The following is a 20,452-nucleotide window of genomic DNA, read 5'->3' on the forward strand; positions in this document are numbered from 1 at the left end:
TCGTGCTGACCAACACCACCACGTTTCGCTTCTTCCGCCTGGCGGCGTTCGCCGAAGCCGTTTCCTGGACCGGCCTGTTGATCGGCATGGTCTTCAAGTACCTGATCGTGGAGAACGAGATCGGCGTCAAGATCTTCGGCCCGATCCACGGCGCGCTGTTCATCCTCTACCTGGTGTCCGTGCTGCTCACACGCCCGGTGGCCGGCTGGAGTGCCCGCGCGACGCTCGTCGGGCTGCTCGCTTCGATCCCGCCGTTCGGCACCCTGTTCTTCGAGCGCTGGGCAGTGAAGAAGGCGACCGATCGCACGTTGGAGCCCGCAGGCGTCTGAGAACCGTCGCCGGGGTGGAAGACTAGAACTCATGCGACAGCCGAATCCCCGCATGACGGCAGCCTCGCTGGCAGGCGCCGTCGACCTCTCCGCATTGCGCTCCAGTTCGCCCGCGGCTGCGCCGGCCGGTGGCGAAGCGACGCCCGCGCCGACCACCGACTCGCCGTACGTCATCGACGTCGACGAGGCGACGTTCCAGAACGAGATCCTCCAGCGGTCCCTGCAGACGCCGGTGGTCATCGACTTCTGGGCCGAATGGTGTCAGCCCTGCAAGCAGCTCTCACCGGTGCTCGAGAAGCTCGCGGTCGAAGCCGAAGGCGCCTGGATCCTCGCCAAGATCGACATCGACGCCAACCCGCGTCTGGCGCAGGCGTTCCGCGTCCAGAGCATTCCGTTCGTGATGGCGATCGTGAACGGGCAGCCGGTCGACGCGTTCGCCGGCGTCCAGCCGGAGGCGACGCTCCGGCAGTGGCTCGCCGCGGTCGTGAAGGCCGCCGGGGGCGAAGTCGAGCTCCCCGCCGACCCACGCCTGAACGACGCCGACGACAAGCTCCAGGCGGGCGACCTCGACGGCGCCGAGGCGGCGTACAAGGCGATGCTGGCCGAGACGCCCAACGACCCGAATGCCACCAGCGGCCTCGCCCAGATCGCGCTGATGCGGCGCCTGGAGGGCGTCACCGACGGCCGCGAGGTGCTGACCAAAGCCGAGGCCGCGCCCACCGACATCGACGCCCAGACCCTGGCCGCCGACGTCGAGTTCGTGTCCGGCCTGGCCGAGCAGGCGTTCGCCCGGCTCGTGGCGCTGGTGAAACGGACATTCGGTGACGACCGGAACCGGGTCCGTACCCACCTGCTCGAGTTGTTCGCGATCGCGCCGCCGGACGACCCGGTGGTCAACAAAGCGCGCCGTGACCTGACGAACGCGCTGTTCTGAGAACCGAGGGGGCCAGAAATGGCCCCCTCGTCGTTTGTGACCACCCACCTGCGGACCCGAACGGGATGCCGCCACGGGTTAGGGTGGCCGCGGGCACCGCTGCGTAACCGGGCGTCACCGTTCCGCGTGCGCACGAGCGGTGGAACCGCAGTGTCGCGGCCAACCGGAGGAGCGTAAATGGAGCGGCGTGCGCTGTCCGCCCGGCAAACGGAGGACTCGGGCTTGGAGCCAATCGTCGACCCGCAGCTGGGCCTGACCGGAAGCATTCCGGCCGGCGACCTGTTGGCCTCGGTGGACGAGGTCGAGAACAACAAGGACGCGCTGATCGCGAAGGCGGGCGCAGGCATCGAGGACCCGTTCGTCGCGGCCGCGCTGCCGGTCTACTACCGGTACGTGCCGGCCGAGGAGCTGCTCAACCGGTCACCGGCCGACCTGGTGGGGGCCACGGCTTCGCACCGTGAATTGGCGGCCACGAGGAAGCCCGGCGAGCTGAACCTCCGCGTGCTCACGCCGAGCGGCCAGAGCGGCTGGTGCGGTGGCCACACCGTGATCGAGCTGGTCACCGACGACATGCCGTTCCTCGTCGACTCGGTCACCGCGGAGCTCGCCCGGCACGAGCTGGGCATCCACCTGCTCGTGCACCCGCAGATGGTCGTCGTCCGCGACGACGAGGGCACGCTGACCGACCTCCGCCCGTCCGGTGACCCCGACGCGCCAGTGGCCGGCGAGGTCGTCGAGTCGTGGATGCACATCGAGATCGACCGTCGCTCGCACCGCGGCGCCGAGGAGGCCCTGCGCACCGACCTCGCGCGGGTGCTCGCCGACGTCCGGGCCGCGGTCAGCGACTGGGACGAGATGCGCGCCCGCGCGCTCACGATCGCCGACGGGCTCACCCACAAGGCGCTCCCGGTGCCCGACAAGGACGTCACCGACGCCCGTGAGCTGCTGCGCTGGCTGGCCGACGAGAACTTCACGTTCCTCGGTTACCGCGAGTACCGCCTGGTGCCGGACGGCGCCGACGACGATCGCGCGCTGGCGGCGGTCGAGGGCACGGGCCTGGGCATCCTCCGGGACGCCGCGAACCGCGAGCGGCGGCTGGCCGACATGCCGGTCGAGGTGCGCGACAAGATCCTCGAGAAGCGCCTCCTGATCATCACGAAGGCGAACTCGCGCTCGACCGTGCACCGTCCGGCCTACCTCGACTACGTCGGCTTCAAGACGTTCGACGCCGACGGCAACGTCACCGGCGAACGCCGGTTCCTCGGCCTGTTCTCCTCGGCGGCCTACCTGGACAGCGTCCGTTCGCTGCCGGTGATCTCCCGCAAGGTCGACGAGGTGCTGGCCCGCTCCGGGCTCTCGCGCAGCAGCCACTCCGGTAAGGACCTGCTGCAGATCCTCGAGACCTACCCCCGCGACGAGCTGTTCCAGATCGCCACCAGCGAGCTGTTCAACACGGTCATGGCCGTGCTGCGGCTGGGCGGGCGGCGTCGGCTGCGGCTGTTCGTCCGGCGCGACGCGTACGGCCGGTTCATCTCGTGCGTGGTCTACCTGCCGCGTGACCGGTACACGACGCAGAACCGCCTGCGCATGCAGGACATCCTGATGGACGCCCTGCACGGTGTCGGCGTCGACTACACGACCCGCGTCACGGAGTCGGTGCTCGCCCGGGTGAAGTTCGTCGTCCGCACCGACCCGAACACGTCGGTCGGCTCGATCGACGTCGACCTGCTGCAGCAGCGGCTGGCCGACGCCACCCGCAGCTGGGACGACGAGTTCGCCACCGAGATCCGCCGGGAGATCGGCGAGGAGCAGGCCACCCGCCTGCTGCGCCGCTACGGCACCGCGTTCAACGCGGCCTACCAGGCCGAGCACACGCCCGCCGAGGCCGTCGAGGACCTGTCCCGCATCGAGGTGCTCGAGGAGGACGGCGACCTCGGCGTCAGCCTCTACCGCTCCGCCGACCGCGGCCTGCGGTTCACCGTGTACCGCCTGGGCGACGCGATGGCGCTCTCCGACGTGCTGCCGGTGCTGCACTCGCTCGGCGTCGAGGTGGTGGACGAGCGCCCGTACCGGGTGCAGCGCACCGACGACAAGCCCACCTGGGTGTACGACTTCGGGCTGCGGTTGCGCAGCGGCTCGGACGCGCCGCACATGATCGGGCGCGCGATCACCGAGTCCGGCCCGTTCTCGGCGCCCGGCCCCGTCGACATCCGCCGCGTGCACTCCGCGATGGAGAACGCGTTCGCGGCCTGCTGGCGCGGTGAGTGCGAGGTGGACGGGTTCAACGCGCTCGTCGTCTCGGCCGGCCTGGCCTGGGACGAGGTCGTCGTCCTGCGTGCGTACGCGAAGTACCTGCGGCAGGCGGGCAGCCGCTGGTCGCAGGAGTACGTCGAGCGGGTGCTCGCCGAGCACCCGACGGTCGCCCGCCAGCTCGTCGACCTCTTCACGGCCCGTTTCGACCCGAACTTCCGGGGCGACGCGGAGGCGCGCAGCGCGGCCGCGGACACGCTCACCACCACGCTCACCGAGGCACTCGACGCGGTGCAGAGCCTGGACGCCGACCGCATCCTGCGCAGCGTCCTGACGCTGATCACCGCGACGCTGCGCACGAACCACTTCCAGCGCGGCCGCACCGGTCGGCACAAGCCGTACCTGAGCTTCAAGATCGACCCGCGGGCCGTGCCCGACCTGCCGGCCCCGCGGCCGGCGTTCGAGATCTTCGTGTACTCGCCGCGCGTCGAGGGTGTGCACCTGCGGTTCGGCGCGGTCGCCCGCGGCGGACTGCGCTGGTCCGACCGTCGCGAGGACTTCCGCACCGAGATCCTCGGCCTGGTCAAGGCGCAGATGGTCAAGAACACCGTCATCGTGCCGGTGGGCTCCAAGGGCGGGTTCGTGGTGAAGAACCCGCCGCTGGGCGGGGACCGCGACGCCCTGATGGCCGAGGGCATCGAGTGCTACCGCACGTTCATCCGCGGCCTGCTCGACCTCACCGACAACCTGCGCGACGGCAGGACCGTGGTGCCGCCGCCGGACGTCGTCCGGCACGACGGTGACGACTCCTATCTGGTCGTCGCCGCCGACAAGGGCACCGCGACGTTCTCCGACATCGCCAACGAGGTGGCCGCCGAGTACGGCTTCTGGCTCGGTGACGCGTTCGCGTCCGGCGGATCGGTCGGCTACGACCACAAGGCGATGGGCATCACCGCCCGCGGCGCCTGGGAGTCGGTGAAGCGGCACTTCCGCGAGCTCGGCCTCGACACCCAGGCCGAAGAGTTCACGGTGGTGGGCGTCGGCGACATGTCCGGCGACGTGTTCGGCAACGGCATGCTGCTCTCCGAGCACATCCGGCTGGTGGCCGCGTTCGACCACCGCCACATCTTCATCGACCCGAACCCGGATGCCGCGGTCGGTTTCGCCGAGCGGCGGCGTCTGTTCGAACTGCCGCGCTCGAGCTGGGCCGACTACTCCGCCGAGCTGATCTCCGCCGGCGGCGGCGTGTTCCCGCGCACGGCCAAGTCGATCGACGTCACGCCGGAGATCCGTGCGGCGCTCGGCCTTCCCGCGACCGCGGAACGGCTCAGCCCGTCCGAGCTGATGAAGGCGATCCTGCTCGCGCCCGTCGATCTGCTCTGGAACGGCGGCATCGGGACGTACGTCAAGGCGTCGGACGAGACGCACGCCGACGCCGGGGACAAGTCGAACGACTCCCTGCGCGTCGACGGCAGGCAGCTGCGCGTGCGGGTCGTGGGGGAGGGCGGCAACCTCGGTCTCACCCAGCGCGGCCGGATCGAGTACGCGTTGAAGGGCGGCCGCGTCAACACCGACGCGATCGACAACTCGGCCGGCGTCGACACGTCCGACCATGAGGTCAACATCAAGATCCTGCTCGACCAGGCGGTGCACGCGGGCGATCTGAACACCGTAGACCGCAACGCGCTGCTGGCCGAGATGACCGACGAGGTCGCCCACCTCGTGCTCGACGACAACTACAGCCAGAACGAAGCCCTCTCCCTGGCCCGGCACCTCGCACCGCGCCTGTTCGGCGTTCACCGCCGACTCATGTCGGAGCTCGAGCGCAGCGGTCGGCTCGACCGGGCCCTGGAGTTCCTGCCCGACGACGAGACCGCTGCCACCCGGGAGTCGCTCTCGTCGCCGGAGCTGTCGGTGCTGCTGGCCTACGTGAAGATCACGCTGGCCGACGACATCCTCGCCAGCGGAGTGCCGGACGACCCGTGGTGCCGCCCGATCCTGCGCGACTACTTTCCGACCCCGCTGCGGGAGAAGTTCGCGCAGTACACCGAGAAGCACCCACTGCGCCGCGAGATCATCACGACCGCAGTGGTCAACGAGGTCGTCAACCACGGCGGTATCTCGTTCGTCTACCGCGCGATGGAGGAGACCGGCGCGAGCCAGGCCGACGTGGTCCGCGCGTACGCGGTGATCCGGGACGTGTTCGGCCTCGACAAGCTCTGGGACGCGGCGAACGACCTGGACGCGAGCGTGCCGGCCACCGCGCAGACCGCGGTGATGGTGCAGGCCCGGCGCGTGCTCGACCGCGGCGTCCGCTGGCTGCTGCAGAGCCGCAGCGGCGCGATCGACGTCGAGGCCGACATCGAGCGGCTGCGGCCGGGGATGGCCGAGCTGACCCAGGAGATGGGCGGGCTCATGCTCGGCCGGGAGGCGGAGCGGTATCACAGCTTTGCGTCCGAGCTGGAGGGCGAAGGTGTGCCGACCGGCCTGGCCGATCGGGTCACCGCGACGCTCTACGGGTTCGGCCTGCTCGACGTCGTCGAACTGGCGCGCCACACGGAGCTGTCCCGCCGCGAGGTCGCGACGCTGTACTACACGCTCTCCGAGCGGTTCCGGATCGACGAGATGCTCGACCGCATCTCGGCGCTGCCCCGGGCGGACCGCTGGCAGGCGCTGGCGCGGCTGGCGCTGCGCTACGACCTCTACAGCACGCTCGACAGCCTGACGCGTGAGGTGCTGCGCCGGGTGCCGGGCGACGTGCCGGCCGAGGAGCGGGTGAGCCGCTGGGCGAATGCGAACGCCGACAACATCAGCCGGGCGCTGACAACACTGGGTCTCCTCGCGGAGGACGCACCGTCGGACCTGGCGACGCTCACCGTGGTGCTGCGCCAGATCCGGACGGTCGTCCGCGCGTCCGCTGCGCACCAGGAATGAAGAAGCGCCTCGCCGTGGTCGCGGCGGTTCTGGCACTGACGGCGTGCGGGACGCCGGCCCCGGTCGTGGTCTCGGCCTCGACCGTCCGGGTCGGCTTCCTGCACTCGTTCACCGGATCGAACGCGGTCAGCGAGGCCGGGCTCATCAACGCCGAAAAGATGGCGATCGAGGAGATCAACGCCGCCGGTGGCGTCCGGGTGGACGGCCAGGAGAAGAAGATCGACTCGATCGTCAACGACAGTGGGTCGAATCCGGAGCGCTTCGTCAAGAAGGCCCGGGACCTGCTGAAATGGAACCACGTGCCGGTCGTCTTCGGCGGCTGGACCTCGGCGAACCGCAAGGCCGTCCTGCCGATGTTCGCGGAGCACGACGCGCTGCTGGTCTACCCCGCGCCGCACGAGGGGCTAGAGGACTCCCCGAACGTTCTCTACACCGGCGCGACGGCGAACCAGCAGGTCGTCCCGGCGCTGGACTACCTGAAGTCGCGGGGCGCGAAGCGGATCTATCTGATCGGCAGCGACGACGTCTTCCCGCGGACGGCGGGCAAGCAGATCAAGAGCTACGCCGCCGCGAACGGCCTGACGATCGTGGGCGAGCGGTACCGGGAGCTCGGCAGTACCGACTTCGCCACGATCGGGCAGATGATCACGGCCACCAGAGCGGACGCCGTCGTGAACACGCTGGTCGGTGACAGCAACGGGGCGTTCTTCGCCGCGCTCGACCGGGCCGGGGTCTCCGCCCGGCTACCGGTGCTCTCGCTCTCGGTCACCGAGGAGGAGGTGCGGACGATCGGTCCGGACCACCTCGCGGGCTCCCTGGTGGCCAGGACCTACCTCCAGACCACGGGCGGCGCCACGAACGAGAAGTTCGTCCAGGCCTACAAAGCCAAGTACGGCGACGACAAGGTGACGTCCGACGCGATGGAGGCCGCGTACGTCGGCGTCCACCTGTGGGCGAAGGCCGTCTCGAAGGCGGGCTCGACCGCCCCGGAGGACGTGGACGCGGCGCTCGACGGCCTGACGTTCGACGCACCGGAGGGGCGGGTGCGTGTCGACGGCGCGACCAACCACCTCTCCAAGACCGCGCGCATCGGCGTGATCTCGGCCGACGGCCTGATCGACGAGATCCGCAACTCGGGTCGGCCGATCGCCCCCGATCCGTTCCTGAAGTCGTACGACTGGTGGAAGGCCTAGGAAAGCTTCCAGAGCTTGACGGTCTTGTCCGCGCTGGCGGTGGCGAGCTGCGTGCCGTCGGGGCTGAACGCCATCGTGAAGATCGTGTCCTTGTGGTCGGTGGCGACCAGGCCGATCGGGGCGCCGGTGCGCGGGTCCCACAGCCCGAGTGCGACGTCACCGCCGGCCGAGACGAGCAGCGACCCGTCCGGGCTGAACGCCACCGAGGTCACCTTCGCGGTGTGACCGTTGATCGGACCGCCGATCGGACGGTGCGTCTCGACGTCCCACAGCCGCACCGTGGTGTCGCGCCCGCCGCTGGCGACCCGCCTGCCGTCCGGGCTGAACGCGACGGTCAGCACCTCGTCGGTGTGGCCCGACAGCGGCTTGCCGAGCTGAGCGCCGGTGGCGACGCTCCAGAGCCGGACCGTGCGGTCCTCGCCGGCGGTGGCCAGCGTCTTGCCGTCGGGGCTGAACGCCAGCCACACCACCGGTCCGGTGTGCCCGACGAGCGGCTTGCCGACCTGCTTGCGCGTCGCCGGGTCCCACAGGCGCACGGTGCGGTCCCCGCTCGCCGACGCCACCCGCCGGCCGTCGGGGGAGACCGCCACCGCGTTCACCTGGTCGGTGTGGCCGGTCAGTGGCTGGCCCGTGCGTCGGCCGGTGGCGGGGTCCCACAGCTGCACGGTGTGGTCACCGTTGCCGGACGCCAGCACCCGGCCGTCGGAACTGGCCGCAAGGCCCAGCACGGCGTCGTGCTGGCCCGGTCGGGCCGGGCCGGCGGCCTTGCCGGTGCGCAGGTCCCAGTACCGCACCGAGCGGTCGTTCCCGGCCGAGACCAGCCGGTCGTGGGTGGCGTCGTAGACCAGCCCGTACACCGAGTCGGTGTGCCCGGCGAACGTGCGGACCAGCGTGGCGTTCGTGGCGACGTCCGGCGACGGGCTCGGGGCCGTCGTCGGCGACTGCGCGACCTGGACGTCGTCGCGGTCGGAGATCAGCGCGCCGACGTAACCAGCGGTCAGCACCAGCGCGACGACGAGCGTCGCGACGGCAGCCACCTGCCAGATCCGGGTCCGCCGCTTCTTGCCGACGACGACGGTGGGCGGCTCCGGGGGAGATGCCGCGACGACCTCGGTGACCGGCTCCGGCGGCGTCGGTTCGTCGAGCAGCAGTGCCGGATCGATCCGCAGCGGCACCCCCGACGCGGCGATCCAGCCCGGACCGAAGTCTTCCCGGGCCGCCCGTGCCAGGTCGACGGCGAACTGGTGCGCGGACGCGTGGCGGTCGGCAGGGTCCTTGGCCAGCGCACGGAAGGCCACGGCCGCGATCCGCGGGGGAGTGTCGGCCAGCGGGGCCGGTGGGATCTCGAGCTGGTGCCGCACGATCTCGGCGAGCGACAGGTCGGGGCCGAACGGTGCCCGGCCCGACAGCGTCCGGTAGAACGTGGCGCCCAGCGAGTACACGTCGGTGCGCGGGCCCACCGGCGCGCCGCGGAACTGCTCCGGCGCCATGTAGAGCGGCGTGCCGAGCAGGCCGCTGGTGGGCATCGCGGTGCCCTCCATGACCTTCGCGATGCCGAAGTCGGCGAGCTTCGGGGCGCCGGCGGCGGTGAAGAGCACGTTGTCGGGCTTGATGTCCCGGTGGGCGACGCCACGGTCGTGCACGGCCTGCAGCCCGTCGGCGAGCGCCAGCGCCCAGGCGCAGGCCTCGCGGGGGTTCACGGTGGTGCGCAGACGCTGGGTGAGCGTGCCGCCGGACAGGTACTCCATGACGAGCAGGTGGAGCGAGCCGTCCTCGGCGTACTCGAACACCCGGACCAGGTGGGGATGGTCGAGCTCGGTCATCACCTGCGCCTCGGCGAGGAACCGGCGGCTCAGCTCGAGTTCGTCCGCCTCCGGGGTGACGATGACCTTCACGGCTCTGGTCGTGTCGAGGCGTCGGTGGCGGGCCGTGAACACCAGCCCGAAACCCCCGCGCCCGATCTGGCCGCCGATCTCGTATCCCGGTAAGACCCGCTGGATCTCCGTGCGGTCGATCAGCATGGGCGTCATTCTGCCGACCGCGTCTACACACGAGGATCAGACGGTGTGTAGACGCGGCCCTTACAGCAGCTCCTCGTCTTCCTCAGGGAAGTAGTAGTAGAGCGTGACGTGCGGACGGTTGGCTCCGGCCTCGAGGTCGTAGTGCAGCAACACGTCCATCACGCCGATTGGGCCATCGGTCTCCATCTCCTCGATGGTCGCCGCGGCCGCCCGTAGCAGGTCCGGTATCCGGTCCTGGCCCGGACCCTCGGGCAAGGCGATATTGACATGACGGCACTGGAAGCCGTGGTGGATCCGATCGTGTGGCATCGTCTGTGATCATGCCGTGTAGGTAGGGGATGCGTGCAACCGGCTCACCCGAACTAGTCTTCCTCGCCGACCGCTTCGCGGCCAGGGTTTCGGCCTGCCGCCGCGCCTGGTCCGCTCTCCGCAGCCGCGCCGGACACCGGCTCGGTGTGCACGCGCGTGTCGACCGGCGGGCTGACCAGTGCGTTCGTCTCCGGAACCGGCAGTGGCTCGGCGGCGGCGCCGGTGGGACGCAGCCAGATGACGCCCAGCGGCGGCAGCGTGACGGTCGCCGACGCCGGCTCGCCGTGCCACGGCGTGTCCGCCGCCTCGACGGAACCCAGGTTGCCGACGCCGGAACCGCCGTAGACGTCGCCGTCGGTGTTGATGACCTCTTCCCACGTGCCGGCCCGGGGTAGCCCGATCCGGTAGTCGTGGTGCGGGTGGCCCGCGAAGTTGGCGACGCAGGCCAGCGCCGAACCGTCCGCGCCGTAGCGCAGGAACGAGAAGACGTTGCCGGACGCGTCGTTCGCGTCGATCCAGGAGAACCCGGCCGGATCCACGTCCTGCGTGTACAGGGCGGGGGTGTCCTTGTAGACCCGGTTGAGGTCGCCCACGAGCTTCTGGACGCCCGCGTGGTCGCTGTTGTCGAGCAGCCACCAATCCAGCGACCGGTCCTGCGACCACTCCGACTCCTGGGCCAGCTCGCCGCCCATGAACAGCAGCTGCTTGCCGGGGTGCGCCCACATGTAGGCGTAGAGCGCCCGCAGCTGGGCGAGCTTGCGCCACCGGTCGCCGGGCATCTTGCCGTAGAGCGACCCCTTGCCGTGCACCACCTCGTCGTGCGAGAGCGGCAGCACGAAGTTCTCGCTCCACGCGTACACCAGCGAGAACGTCATCTGGTGGTGGTGGAAGCTGCGGTGCACCGGGTCACGGCTCAGGTACTCGAGCGTGTCGTGCATCCAGCCCATGTTCCACTTGAAGCCGAAGCCCAGTCCGCCGACGTGCGTCGGGCGGCTGACGCCGGGCCAGGACGTGGACTCCTCGGCCACCATCATCGTGCCGGGGTGGTACCGGTAGACGGTGGCGTTGAGCTCCTGCAGGAACTTCACCGAGTCGAGGTTCTCGCGGCCGCCGTACTGGTTCGGCAGCCACTCGCCTTCCTTGCGCGAGTAGTCCAGGTAGAGCATCGAGGCGACCGCGTCCACGCGCAGGCCGTCGACGTGGAACTCCTCGAGCCAGAACAGCGCGTTGGCCACGAGGAAGTTGCGCACCTCGTTGCGGCCGACGTCGAACACGTACGTGCCCCAGTCGGGGTGCTCGCCGCGGCGCGGGTCGGCCGGCTCGTAGAGCGGCGTCCCGTCGAAGCGGGCCAGCGCGAACGCGTCCTTCGGGAAGTGGGCGGGCACCCAGTCGACGAGGACGCCGATCCCGGCGGCGTGCAACCGGTCGACGAGGTAGCGGAAGTCGTCCGGGACGCCGAAGCGCGAGGTAGGCGCGTAGAACCCGGTGACCTGGTAGCCCCAGGAGCCGCCGAACGGGTGCTCGGCGACCGGCAGGAACTCGACGTGGGTGAAGCCGGTCGACGTCACGTACTCGACCAGCTCGTCGGCGAGCTGACGGTAGGACAGGCCCTGCTTCCACGAGCCGAGGTGCACCTCGTAGATGCTGACCGGCTTGGCGTGCCAGCCGCCCTTGTCGCGCTCGGCGACCCAGTCGGAGTCGCTCCACTCGAACGACGACTCGGTGACGACGCTCGCGGTGGCCGGCGGCACCTCGGTGGCGAATGCCAGCGGGTCGGCCTTCTCGCGCCAGTGCCCGTCGGGGCCGAGGATCTGGTACTTGTACCGCGCTCCGACGCCCACGTCGGGCACGAACAGCTCCCAGACGCCGCTGGAGCCCATCGAACGCATCGGCAGCGCCCGGCCGTCCCAGAACGTGAAGTCGCCGGTGACCCGGACGCCACGCGCATTGGGTGCCCAGACCGCGAAGCTCACGCCGATGACCGGGCCGCCGGGCGTCGCGTAGTGCTGCACGTGGGCGCCCAGGACGTCCCACAGGCGCTCGTGGCGGCCCTCACCGATCAGGTGCAGGTCGACCTCGCCGAGCGTCGGCAGCCAGCGGTAGGGGTCGTCGACGAGGTGCGCGCCGTGGCCGGGGCCGTGCTCGTATTTCACCTCGAGCCGGTAGTCGGTGGGCTGCTCCGCGAAGTCGATGGCGAACACTCCGCCGTCGTGGATGCGGGTCATCTCCCGGCGTTCGTCGCCGGAGACCAGCGTGACGACAGCGGCCTCCGGCCGCAGCGTCCGCACCACCCAGCGGCCGTCCTCCAGGCGGTGGACGCCGAGGATCCCGTGCGGGTTGTGGTGTTCGCCGCGGATCAGTTGATCCAGCTCGGTACGGCTCACGGACAGCTCGGGGTGGATGCTCATGGCCCCTTGGTTTCCCGGGTTGGTGGTCAGGTAGTCGCGAGCCGGGCGATCGAACGGAGGGGGATGTCGACCCAGCTCGGGCGGTTGTCGTACTCGTAGGCCACCTCGTAGACGGCCTTGTCCAGCTCCAGCGCGCGCAGCAGCACCGGGTTGGCCTCCGGGTCGGCGAGCGTGACGCCGTCCTTGGAGTAGCCCTCGATGAACGCGGCCCGGTTGCGGTCGGCCCACTCGACGACGCGGGCGTCGACGACCGGGGCGATCTCCTCGGCCTCGACGTGGCCGACCAGCAGGTGGTGGGCTGCGTAATCGAACGAGCGGAGCATGCCGGCGACGTCACGCAGCGGTGACATCCTGGCCACCCGCTCCGGCAGCGGCCGGGCCGGCTCACCTTCGAAGTCGATCAGCACCCAGCCGGTCAGCGTGCGCAGCACCTGGCCCAGGTGCAGGTCGCCGTGGATGCGCTGGACGATGACCGGTTCGCCGTGGCTGGCCACCTCCGCGAACACCCGGCGGATGCCGGGCTCGAACGGCGCCAGCCCGCTCACCCGGCGCAGCACGGCGTCGAGGCGGGCGTTCATCCCGGCGACGACGCTGTCGAGCCGGTCGACCGGCACGACCTCCGTGCCGAGCGCGTTGACGAGGTCGGCGTGCACGGCGGCGACGGCCTGGCCGAGCCGGCACGCCTCGGTGGAGAAGTCGCTGCCGAGCTCCTCCAGCGGGGTCTCGGGCTCGTTGATCAGGTCGCGTACGGACGCGGTGGCCATCGCCCAGCCGTCCGCGCAGTTCGCGAAGAACTTCTGCAGCAGCCCGTAGGTGACCGGAGCGTCCTGCAGGTCGCCCTCGATCGCGCCGTAGAGGTCGGCGATGTGCGCGCTGCCGACGCTGCGCAGTGCCCGGTGCAGCTCGAGGTCGGGGCTGACGCCCCGGTCGAGCTTCCGGAACAGCTTCATGATGTATTCGTCGCCGAAGACGACCGACGTGTTGCTCTGCTCGGCCGAGATCGGACGGCTGGCCAGGTCGGTGTCGATCGCGACGTCGGGCTCGTGGCGGAAGTGCACGCCTTCCCGGTCGGCGTCCGCGGCGATCAGGTCGCGGATCTGCCCGGTCAGCTCGGAGTCGTGCGCCGCGTCGTAGGCGGTGAGGCCGGGCTCGACGTCGCCGATGCGGGCGTGTTCGAGCCGCTCCGGCAGCTCGGCGCGGAGGCCGACGAGCAGCTGGTACCGCTCGACCCGCCCACCGGACGCCACGCCCACGACGACGTGCTCCAGACGCGCGGCGGTGCCCTCGTACCAGAGCGCCGCGGAAACCACGCGGACGTCGTCGATCTGGCTCTGCTTGTCACCGAACCACCGCTGTTTCGGCAGCCACGAAGAGAGCAGGCCGGTGAGCGCCTCCGCGTGCGTGACCATCGTTGTCATGCGACTCCTCCCGGTAAAGCAGCACGCGTGCGGCAGTGTTCGGCGTCGGGCCGGACCCCACCGACCCGACGCCGTCGTGCGCTAGTTAACTCAGCCGCGCTCTTCGTGCGGGGTGAGCTGGAACCAATAGAACCCATGGCCGGGCAGCGTGAGCAGATACGGCAACTCGCCGATCGGCGGGAAGTGCACCCGTCCGGTGAGCTCCACCGGCGTGCAGCCGCGGAACCGCCCGAGGTCGAGCTCGACCGGCTGGGGGAACCGCGACAGGTTGTTTACGCATATCACGATGTCGTGTTCCCCATCGGGGCCCACGTATTCACGAACATAAGCCAGCACCGTCGGGTTCGATCCGCCGAGGTCGGTGAACGATCCGAGCGGGAACGACTGGTGCTGCTGGCGGATCTCGATCATCCGCCGGGTCCAGTGCAGCAGCGACGCGCTGGCGCCCAACTGGGCCTCGACGTTGGTGACCTGGTAGCCGTAGATCGGGTCCATGATCACCGGCAGGTAGATCCGGCCCGGGTCGCAGACCGAGAAGCCCGCGTTGCGGTCCGGCGTCCACTGCATCGGCGTGCGGACGCCGTCGCGGTCACCGAGCCAGATGTTGTCGCCCATCCCGATCTCGTCGCCGTAGTACAGCACCGGCGAACCGGGCAGCGACAGCAGCATCGCGGTGAACAGCTCGATCTGGTTGCGGTCGTTGTCGAGCAGCGGGGCGAGCCGCCGCCGGATGCCGACGTTCGCCCGCATCCGCGGGTCCTTGGCGTACTCGGTGTACATGTAGTCGCGCTCTTCGTCGGTGACCATCTCGAGCGTCAGCTCGTCGTGGTTCCGCAGGAAGATGCCCCACTGCGCGCCCTCGGGGATGTCCGGCGTCTGGGCCAGGATCTCCGAGATCGGGAAGCGGGACTGGCGGCGCACCGCCATGAAGATGCGCGGCATCAGCGGGAAGTGGAACGCCATGTGGCACTCGTCGCCGCCGACGGACGGGTCACCGAAATACTCGACGACGTCGGCCGGCCACTGGTTGGCCTCGGCCAGCAGCACGCGCCCCGGGTACTCGTCCTCGACGGTCTTGCGGCACCGCTTGAGGAACTCGTGGGTGCGCGGCAGGTTCTCGCAGTTCGTGCCCTCCTCCTCGAAGAGGTAGGGCACGGCGTCCAGGCGGAAGCCGTCGATGCCGAGATCCAGCCAGAACCGCAGGACGTCGAGCATGGCCTCCTGGACGGCCTCGTTCTCGAAGTTCAGGTCGGGCTGGTGGCTGAAGAACCGGTGCCAGTAGAACTGCCCGCGCACCGGGTCGTACGTCCAGTTCGACGACTCGGTGTCGATGAAGATGATCCGCGCGTCGGCGTACTTGGAGTCGTCGTCGCTCCACACGTAGAAGTCGCCGTAGGGACCCTCGGGGTCCCGGCGCGACTCCTGGAACCACAGGTGCTGGTCGGACGTGTGGTTCATGACCAGGTCGGTGATCACCCGGATGCCGCGCTTGTGCGCCTCGTCGAGGAGCGTCACGAAGTTCTCGACGGTGCCGAACTCCGGCAGCACGGCCCGGAAGTCGCTGATGTCGTAACCACCGTCACGCAGCGGCGAGTCGTAGAACGGCGGCAGCCAGATGCAGTCGATGCCGAGCCAGGCCAGGTAGTCCAGCTTGGCCGTCAGACCGTCGAGGTCGCCGGTTCCGTCGCCGTCCGAGTCGGAGAACGCACGCACGAGCGCTTCGTAGAAGACGGCGCGCTTGTACCAGTCCGGGTCGAGCGGCAGTTGCCGCGCGTGCTTGAAGCTCTCGGACTGGGGTTCGACGAGGTGCCCGTCAGAAGTGTGCGGGTGCGCCGCAGCGGTCTCGACGGACCGGTCCGGCGTGTGGGCCCGCAGTCTGGGCGGGTGAGGCAGTGAGATGGTCATGTGCGCCCTCAGGACGTCTGGCGGTGGATCGAGAACACGTGCGCGACCTGCTGGTACGGGTCGAGGCGGACGGCGTTGTGCTGTCCCCAATCGAAACTTGCCCCGGTGAGCTCATCGACTACCCGGAATCGGTCATGCCAGTCGAGCCCGAGTTCCGGCATGTCGAGCGCTGTGTTGCCCCAGTGGGTGTTGTGCGGATCGAGCGTGCACACCACGAGGACGGTGTCGTCCCCATCCTGCTTGGAGAAGCAGATCAGCGACTCGTTGTCGATGTGGTGGAACCGGAGGTTCGTGAGGCGGTGCAGCGCGGGGTGGGCGCGGCGCAACTCGTTGAGCTTGCCCAGGAACGGCGCAAGCGTACGCCCCTCCGCTTCCGCCTGCTTCCAGTCCCGAGGACGGAGCTGGTACTTCTCCGAGTCCAGGTACTCCTCGGAACCAGGGCGCACCGCCACGTGCTCGTAGAGCTCGTAACCGGAGTAGACGCCCCAGGTCGGCGACATCATGCTCGCGAGTACGGCGCGGATCGCGAACATCGCCGGACCGCCGTACTGCAGTGACGCGTGCAGGATGTCGGGGGTGTTCACGAAGAAGTTCGGCCGCATGTAGTGGCCGGCCTCGACCAGCTCACGGCCGTACTGCTCGATCTCCCACTTCTCCGTACGCCAGGTGAAGTACGTGTACGACTGGGTGAAGCCGATCTTCGCCAGGTGGTGCATCATCGCCGGACGGGTGAACGCCTCGGCGAGGAACAGCACGTCCGGGTGGACCTTCTTGACCTCCCAGATCAGCCAGTGCCAGAAGTCGGTCGGCTTGGTGTGGGGGTTGTCGACCCGGAAGATCTTCACGCCGTGCGAGACCCAGAGCAGCACGACGCGGAGCATCTCCGCGTAGCTGCCGTTCCGGTCGTTGTCGAAGTTTAGCGGGTAGATGTCCTGGTACTTCTTCGGCGGGTTCTCCGCGTAGGCGATCGTCCCGTCGGGCAGCGTCGTGAACCACTCCGGGTGGGCGGTGACCCACGGGTGGTCCGGCGCGCACTGCAGCGCGAGGTCGAGCGCGATCTCCATGCCGAGCTCGCGGGTGCGGGCGACGAACGCGTCGAAGTCCTCGAACGTGCCCAGCTGCGGGTGGATCGCGTCGTGCCCGCCCTCGGCCGCACCGATGGCCCACGGTGAGCCGACGTCGTCCGGGCCGGGCGTCAGCGTGTTGTTCGGGCCCTTGCGGTTGACCCGGCCGATCGGGTGGATCGGCGGCAGGTAGACGACGTCGAAGTTCATGTCGGCGATCGCCGGCAGGCGGCGGGCCGCGGTGCGGAACGTGCCGTGCGTCGGCGGGCCGACGGCGTCGGACCCGGCCTCGGGGACGACAGCGCCCTCCGAGCGGGGGAAGAACTCGTACCAGGCGCCGTACAGCGCGCGCTCGCGGTCGACCCAGACGGAAAAGGCGGGGGAGCGGGTCACCAGGTCCCGGACCGGACGCTCCCGCATCACCTCCGCGAGCGACAGTCCGGGCTCGACCCGCTCGGCCAGCGGCTTGGTGGTGTCGCGCAGCGCCGCGGCGGCCTCGAACAGCTCGTCACGCCGCTGGCGCGGAGCGAACCGGCCGGCCTTCAGCAGCAACCGGGCACCGGTCTCCAGGTCGTTGGCGAGCTCCACCGCGGACTGCCCGGCGGCGATCTTCACCTCGACGGCGTGGTGCCACGTCTCGTAGGGGTCGCCCCAGGCCTCGACGACGAACGTCCAGCGGCCGGGACTGTCCGGAACCACCGACGCGTGCCACCGATCGTTCTCGCCCCTGACCATCGGGGTGAACGGTGTTCGCCGCCCGTCGGGGGCGGTCCACACCACGTTCGCCCCGACCGCGTCGTGGCCCTCGCGGAAGACCGTGGCGGAGACGGGCATGAGTTCACCCACGACGGCGCGGGCTGGATACAAACCAGCGGCGACGACGGGGGTGATGTCTTCGATCGCGAAGCGTCCGGTCATCAAGGCCTACCGTATCGAGTCAGAGGGACGGTCGCGGTTTCGGTGGGGCTACTTCCGGCGTGACCCGACCGAGGGTCCCCTGTGCACGATGCCCTGGAGTCCCGAAGGAGGTATAGCCGCCCCGAGAAGAAAATACTTGCGGGACACGGAGGCAATGTTCTCGCCCGTGACACGGGAACCGACCCCGGCGTCTGTAGGGTGCGGGCCGTGAGAGCCCTACGTCGTTTTACCGTGCGGGCAAAGCTGCCCGAACCACTGGCCCCGCTGGGCGAACTCGTGATGAACCTGCGGTGGTCGTGGAATCCGCCCACGGTCGACCTCTTCGCCTCCGTGGATCCGAAGCTCTGGGAGCAGGTCAGGCAGGATCCGGTGCGGCTGCTGGGTGAGGTCTCCGGCCAGCGCCTGGAGTCCCTGGCTGCCGACGGCGACTTCCTGGCGCGTCTCAACGACGCCCACGCCGACCTCCAGCGCTATCTGAACGAGCCCCGCTGGTACCAGGAGCGGGCGCGGGAGGGAGCCGACTCCGGCAACCCGTTGCCGACCTCGATCGCGTACTTCTCGCCCGAGTTCGGCATCACCGAAGTGCTGCCGCAGTACTCCGGCGGTCTCGGGATCCTGGCCGGTGACCACCTCAAAGCCGCGAGCGACCTCGGCGCGCCCATCGTCGGCGTCGGCCTACTGTATCGATCCGGATACTTCAGTCAGTCGCTCACCGCGGACGGCTGGCAGGCCGAGCACTACCCGCCGCTGGACCCGCACGGCCTGCCGCTGCAGCGGCTCGCCGACGCCGACCGGTTGCCGCTGCGCGTCTCGGTGAACCTGCCCGAGCACCGGGTGCTGCACGCCCACGTCTGGAAGGCCCAGGTCGGCCGCGTCCCGCTGCTGCTGCTGGACTCCGACATCGAGGACAACGGCCCGGCCGAGCGGCACGTCACCGACCGCCTCTACGGCGGCGGCGCCGACCACCGGCTGCTGCAGGAGATCCTGCTCGGCGTCGGCGGTGTCCGGGCGCTGCGCGCCTACGCCGCGCTGACCGGTGAGCCCGCTCCCGAGGTCTTCCACACCAACGAGGGCCACGCCGGCTTCCTCGGCGTGGAGCGCATCCGCGAGCTCGTCCAGAGCTCCGGGCTGACGTTCGACCAGGCGCTGCACGCCGTGCGCGCGGGCACCGTCTTCACCACCCACACCCCGGTTCCGGCGGGCATCGACCGTTTCTCCCGCGACCTGATCGCGCACGTGTTCGGCGCCGGCGTGCTCGCCGACGCGCCCGGCATCCCGATCGACCGGCTGCTCGCGCTCGGCGCCGAGGACGACCCGGGCGTGTTCAACATGGCCCACATGGGCCTGCGCCTGGGCCAGCGCGCGAACGGCGTCAGCAAGCTCCACGGCATCGTCAGCCGGGAGATGTTCAACAACCTGTGGTCCGGCTTCGAGTCGAACGAGGTGCCGATCACCTCGGTCACCAACGGGGTCCACGCCCCGACGTGGGTGGCGCGGGAGACCGCGGAGCTCGGCACCGGCCGGATCGACGACGACCTCTGGGCGTCGATCGGCCAGGCGCCGAGCAAGGACATCTGGAGCACCCGGCGGACGCTCCGCGCGAAGCTGGTCGGCGAGGTCCGCCGGCGGCTGCGCGAGTCGTCGCTGCGCCGAGGGCACACGGACGCCGAGCTCGGCTGGATCGAACAGGTCTTCGATCCGGACGTCCTGACGATCGGCTTCGCCCGCCGGGTGCCGTCGTACAAGCGGCTCACGCTGATGCTGCGTGACCCCGACCGGCTCCGCTCGCTGCTGCTGGACTCCGACCGCCCCGTGCAGTTCGTCATCGCCGGCAAGAGCCACCCGGCCGACGAGGGCGGCAAGATGCTCATCCAGCAGATGGTGCGGTTCACCGACGACCCGGCCGTCCGCAACCGGATCGTGTTCCTGCCCGACTACGACATCGGCATGGCCCGGTACCTGTACTGGGGCTGCGACGTCTGGCTGAACAACCCGCTGCGCCCGCTGGAGGCGTGCGGCACGTCCGGCATGAAGGCGTCGCTCAACGGCGGTCTCAACCTGTCCATCCGGGACGGCTGGTGGGACGAGATGTTCGACGGCGAGAACGGCTGGGCGATCCCCACCGCCGACGGCGTCATCGACCCCGACCGGCGCGACGACCTGGAGGCGGCGGCGTTCTACGACCTGCTGTCCACCCACGTCCGGACGCTGTTCTACGACCGCGGCGACGACGGCCTGCCGACACGCTGGCTGGAGATGGTGCGGCACACGCTCAGCTCGCTCGGCCCGAAGCTCACCGCCGAGCGGATGGTCGCCGAGTACGTCGAGCGTCTCTACGCGCCGGCGGCACGCAGCTCGGCCCGGGTGCTCGCGAACGACTTCGCGGGTGCGCGGGAGCTGGCCGAGTGGCGTGGGCGGATCGCCGACCACTGGAACGGCGTCAAGGTCGCGCACGTGGAGTCGTCGGGCATCGGCGACACGCCCGAGCTCGGCGCGTCGGTGAACATCCGGGCCGAGGTGAATCTCGGTGGGCTCTCGCCCGACGCGGTGTCGGTGCAGGCGTGCTACGGCACCGTCGATCTGGACGACGTGCTCCACGACGTCCACACCGTCGGCATGCGTGCGCTGGGCAATGGCGGTGACACCTACCGGTACGAGGCCGACATCCCGCTGGAGCAGGCGGGCCCGTTCGGCTACACCGTGCGGGTACTCCCGGCCCACGAGTTGCTGACGGATCCGGTGGAGCTGGGGCTAGTGACGACCGCCTAG

At 70.0% G+C, this 20,452-nt stretch carries 11 protein-coding genes; 5 read left to right on the top strand and 6 right to left on the bottom strand.

Going from position 1 to position 20,452, the window contains the following annotated elements; all coding sequences use genetic code 11:
- Window positions 1-2 precede the first annotated feature (2 nt).
- The 4 genes from ACGFY5_RS16745 (at window position 3) to ACGFY5_RS16760 (ending at window position 7,640) form a co-directional block, all read left to right on the top strand.
- Window positions 3-329, top strand: coding sequence for a DUF3817 domain-containing protein (locus ACGFY5_RS16745; RefSeq protein WP_392720725.1), 327 nt, complete (start codon window positions 3-5; stop codon window positions 327-329).
- Between the two features lie 31 nt (window positions 330-360).
- Window positions 361-1,263, top strand: a complete 903-nt coding sequence (locus tag ACGFY5_RS16750) for a tetratricopeptide repeat protein (RefSeq protein ID WP_392720726.1) — start codon at window positions 361-363, stop codon at window positions 1,261-1,263.
- A 177-nt stretch (window positions 1,264-1,440) separates the two neighbouring features.
- The gene (locus ACGFY5_RS16755; protein ID WP_392720728.1) at window positions 1,441-6,447 is read left to right on the top strand and encodes an NAD-glutamate dehydrogenase; all 5,007 of its coding nucleotides are present in this window, start codon (window positions 1,441-1,443) and stop codon (window positions 6,445-6,447) included.
- Entirely contained in the window at window positions 6,444-7,640 is a 1,197-nt protein-coding gene (locus tag ACGFY5_RS16760) for an urea ABC transporter substrate-binding protein (protein WP_392720730.1), read from the top strand. Before ACGFY5_RS16755 ends, ACGFY5_RS16760 begins: the two co-directional genes overlap by 4 nt.
- Here ACGFY5_RS16760 and ACGFY5_RS16765 read toward each other — a convergent pair.
- From ACGFY5_RS16765 to ACGFY5_RS16790, 6 genes are all read right to left on the bottom strand, one after another.
- Window positions 7,637-9,661 carry a WD40 repeat domain-containing serine/threonine protein kinase gene (locus tag ACGFY5_RS16765; protein ID WP_392720731.1) on the bottom strand — a complete coding sequence of 675 codons (2,025 nt, stop codon included), beginning with the start codon at window positions 9,659-9,661 and terminating at the stop codon, window positions 7,637-7,639. The two genes, ACGFY5_RS16760 and ACGFY5_RS16765, sit on opposite strands and share 4 nt — an antisense overlap.
- A 60-nt stretch (window positions 9,662-9,721) precedes the next feature.
- Complete coding sequence (locus ACGFY5_RS16770) at window positions 9,722-9,970, bottom strand: hypothetical protein (protein ID WP_051571295.1); 249 nt, start codon at window positions 9,968-9,970, stop codon at window positions 9,722-9,724.
- Between the two features lie 53 nt (window positions 9,971-10,023).
- Complete coding sequence (gene glgB / locus ACGFY5_RS16775; protein ID WP_392720733.1) at window positions 10,024-12,378, bottom strand: 1,4-alpha-glucan branching protein GlgB; 2,355 nt, start codon at window positions 12,376-12,378, stop codon at window positions 10,024-10,026.
- Between the two features lie 26 nt (window positions 12,379-12,404).
- The gene (locus ACGFY5_RS16780; protein WP_392720735.1) at window positions 12,405-13,796 is read right to left on the bottom strand and encodes an aminoglycoside phosphotransferase; all 1,392 of its coding nucleotides are present in this window, start codon (window positions 13,794-13,796) and stop codon (window positions 12,405-12,407) included.
- Between the two features lie 90 nt (window positions 13,797-13,886).
- Window positions 13,887-15,701, bottom strand: a complete 1,815-nt coding sequence (gene treS, locus ACGFY5_RS16785) for a maltose alpha-D-glucosyltransferase (protein WP_392720736.1) — start codon at window positions 15,699-15,701, stop codon at window positions 13,887-13,889.
- Between the two features lie 8 nt (window positions 15,702-15,709).
- Complete coding sequence (locus tag ACGFY5_RS16790; RefSeq protein WP_392720738.1) at window positions 15,710-17,683, bottom strand: alpha-1,4-glucan--maltose-1-phosphate maltosyltransferase; 1,974 nt, start codon at window positions 17,681-17,683, stop codon at window positions 15,710-15,712.
- Between the two features lie 207 nt (window positions 17,684-17,890).
- On the opposite strand from ACGFY5_RS16790, the gene glgP reads away from it, so the two are divergent.
- Window positions 17,891-20,452, top strand: a complete 2,562-nt coding sequence (gene glgP / locus ACGFY5_RS16795; RefSeq protein ID WP_392720740.1) for an alpha-glucan family phosphorylase — start codon at window positions 17,891-17,893, stop codon at window positions 20,450-20,452.

This window comes from Cryptosporangium sp. NPDC048952 (assembly GCF_043197895.1).
Classification (GTDB): domain Bacteria; phylum Actinomycetota; class Actinomycetes; order Mycobacteriales; family Cryptosporangiaceae; genus Cryptosporangium.

Coding starts and splice junctions, on each gene's coding strand:
- ACGFY5_RS16750 (WP_392720726.1), top strand. CDS start 361: ATGCGACAGCCGAATCCCCGCATGACGGCAGCCTCGCTGGCAGGCGCC.
- ACGFY5_RS16755 (WP_392720728.1), top strand. CDS start 1,441: ATGGAGCGGCGTGCGCTGTCCGCCCGGCAAACGGAGGACTCGGGCTTG.
- ACGFY5_RS16760 (WP_392720730.1), top strand. CDS start 6,444: ATGAAGAAGCGCCTCGCCGTGGTCGCGGCGGTTCTGGCACTGACGGCG.
- ACGFY5_RS16765 (WP_392720731.1), bottom strand. CDS start 9,661: ATGCTGATCGACCGCACGGAGATCCAGCGGGTCTTACCGGGATACGAG.
- ACGFY5_RS16770 (WP_051571295.1), bottom strand. CDS start 9,970: ATGCCACACGATCGGATCCACCACGGCTTCCAGTGCCGTCATGTCAAT.
- glgB (WP_392720733.1), bottom strand. CDS start 12,378: ATGAGCATCCACCCCGAGCTGTCCGTGAGCCGTACCGAGCTGGATCAA.
- ACGFY5_RS16780 (WP_392720735.1), bottom strand. CDS start 13,796: ATGACAACGATGGTCACGCACGCGGAGGCGCTCACCGGCCTGCTCTCT.
- treS (WP_392720736.1), bottom strand. CDS start 15,701: ATGACCATCTCACTGCCTCACCCGCCCAGACTGCGGGCCCACACGCCG.
- ACGFY5_RS16790 (WP_392720738.1), bottom strand. CDS start 17,683: ATGACCGGACGCTTCGCGATCGAAGACATCACCCCCGTCGTCGCCGCT.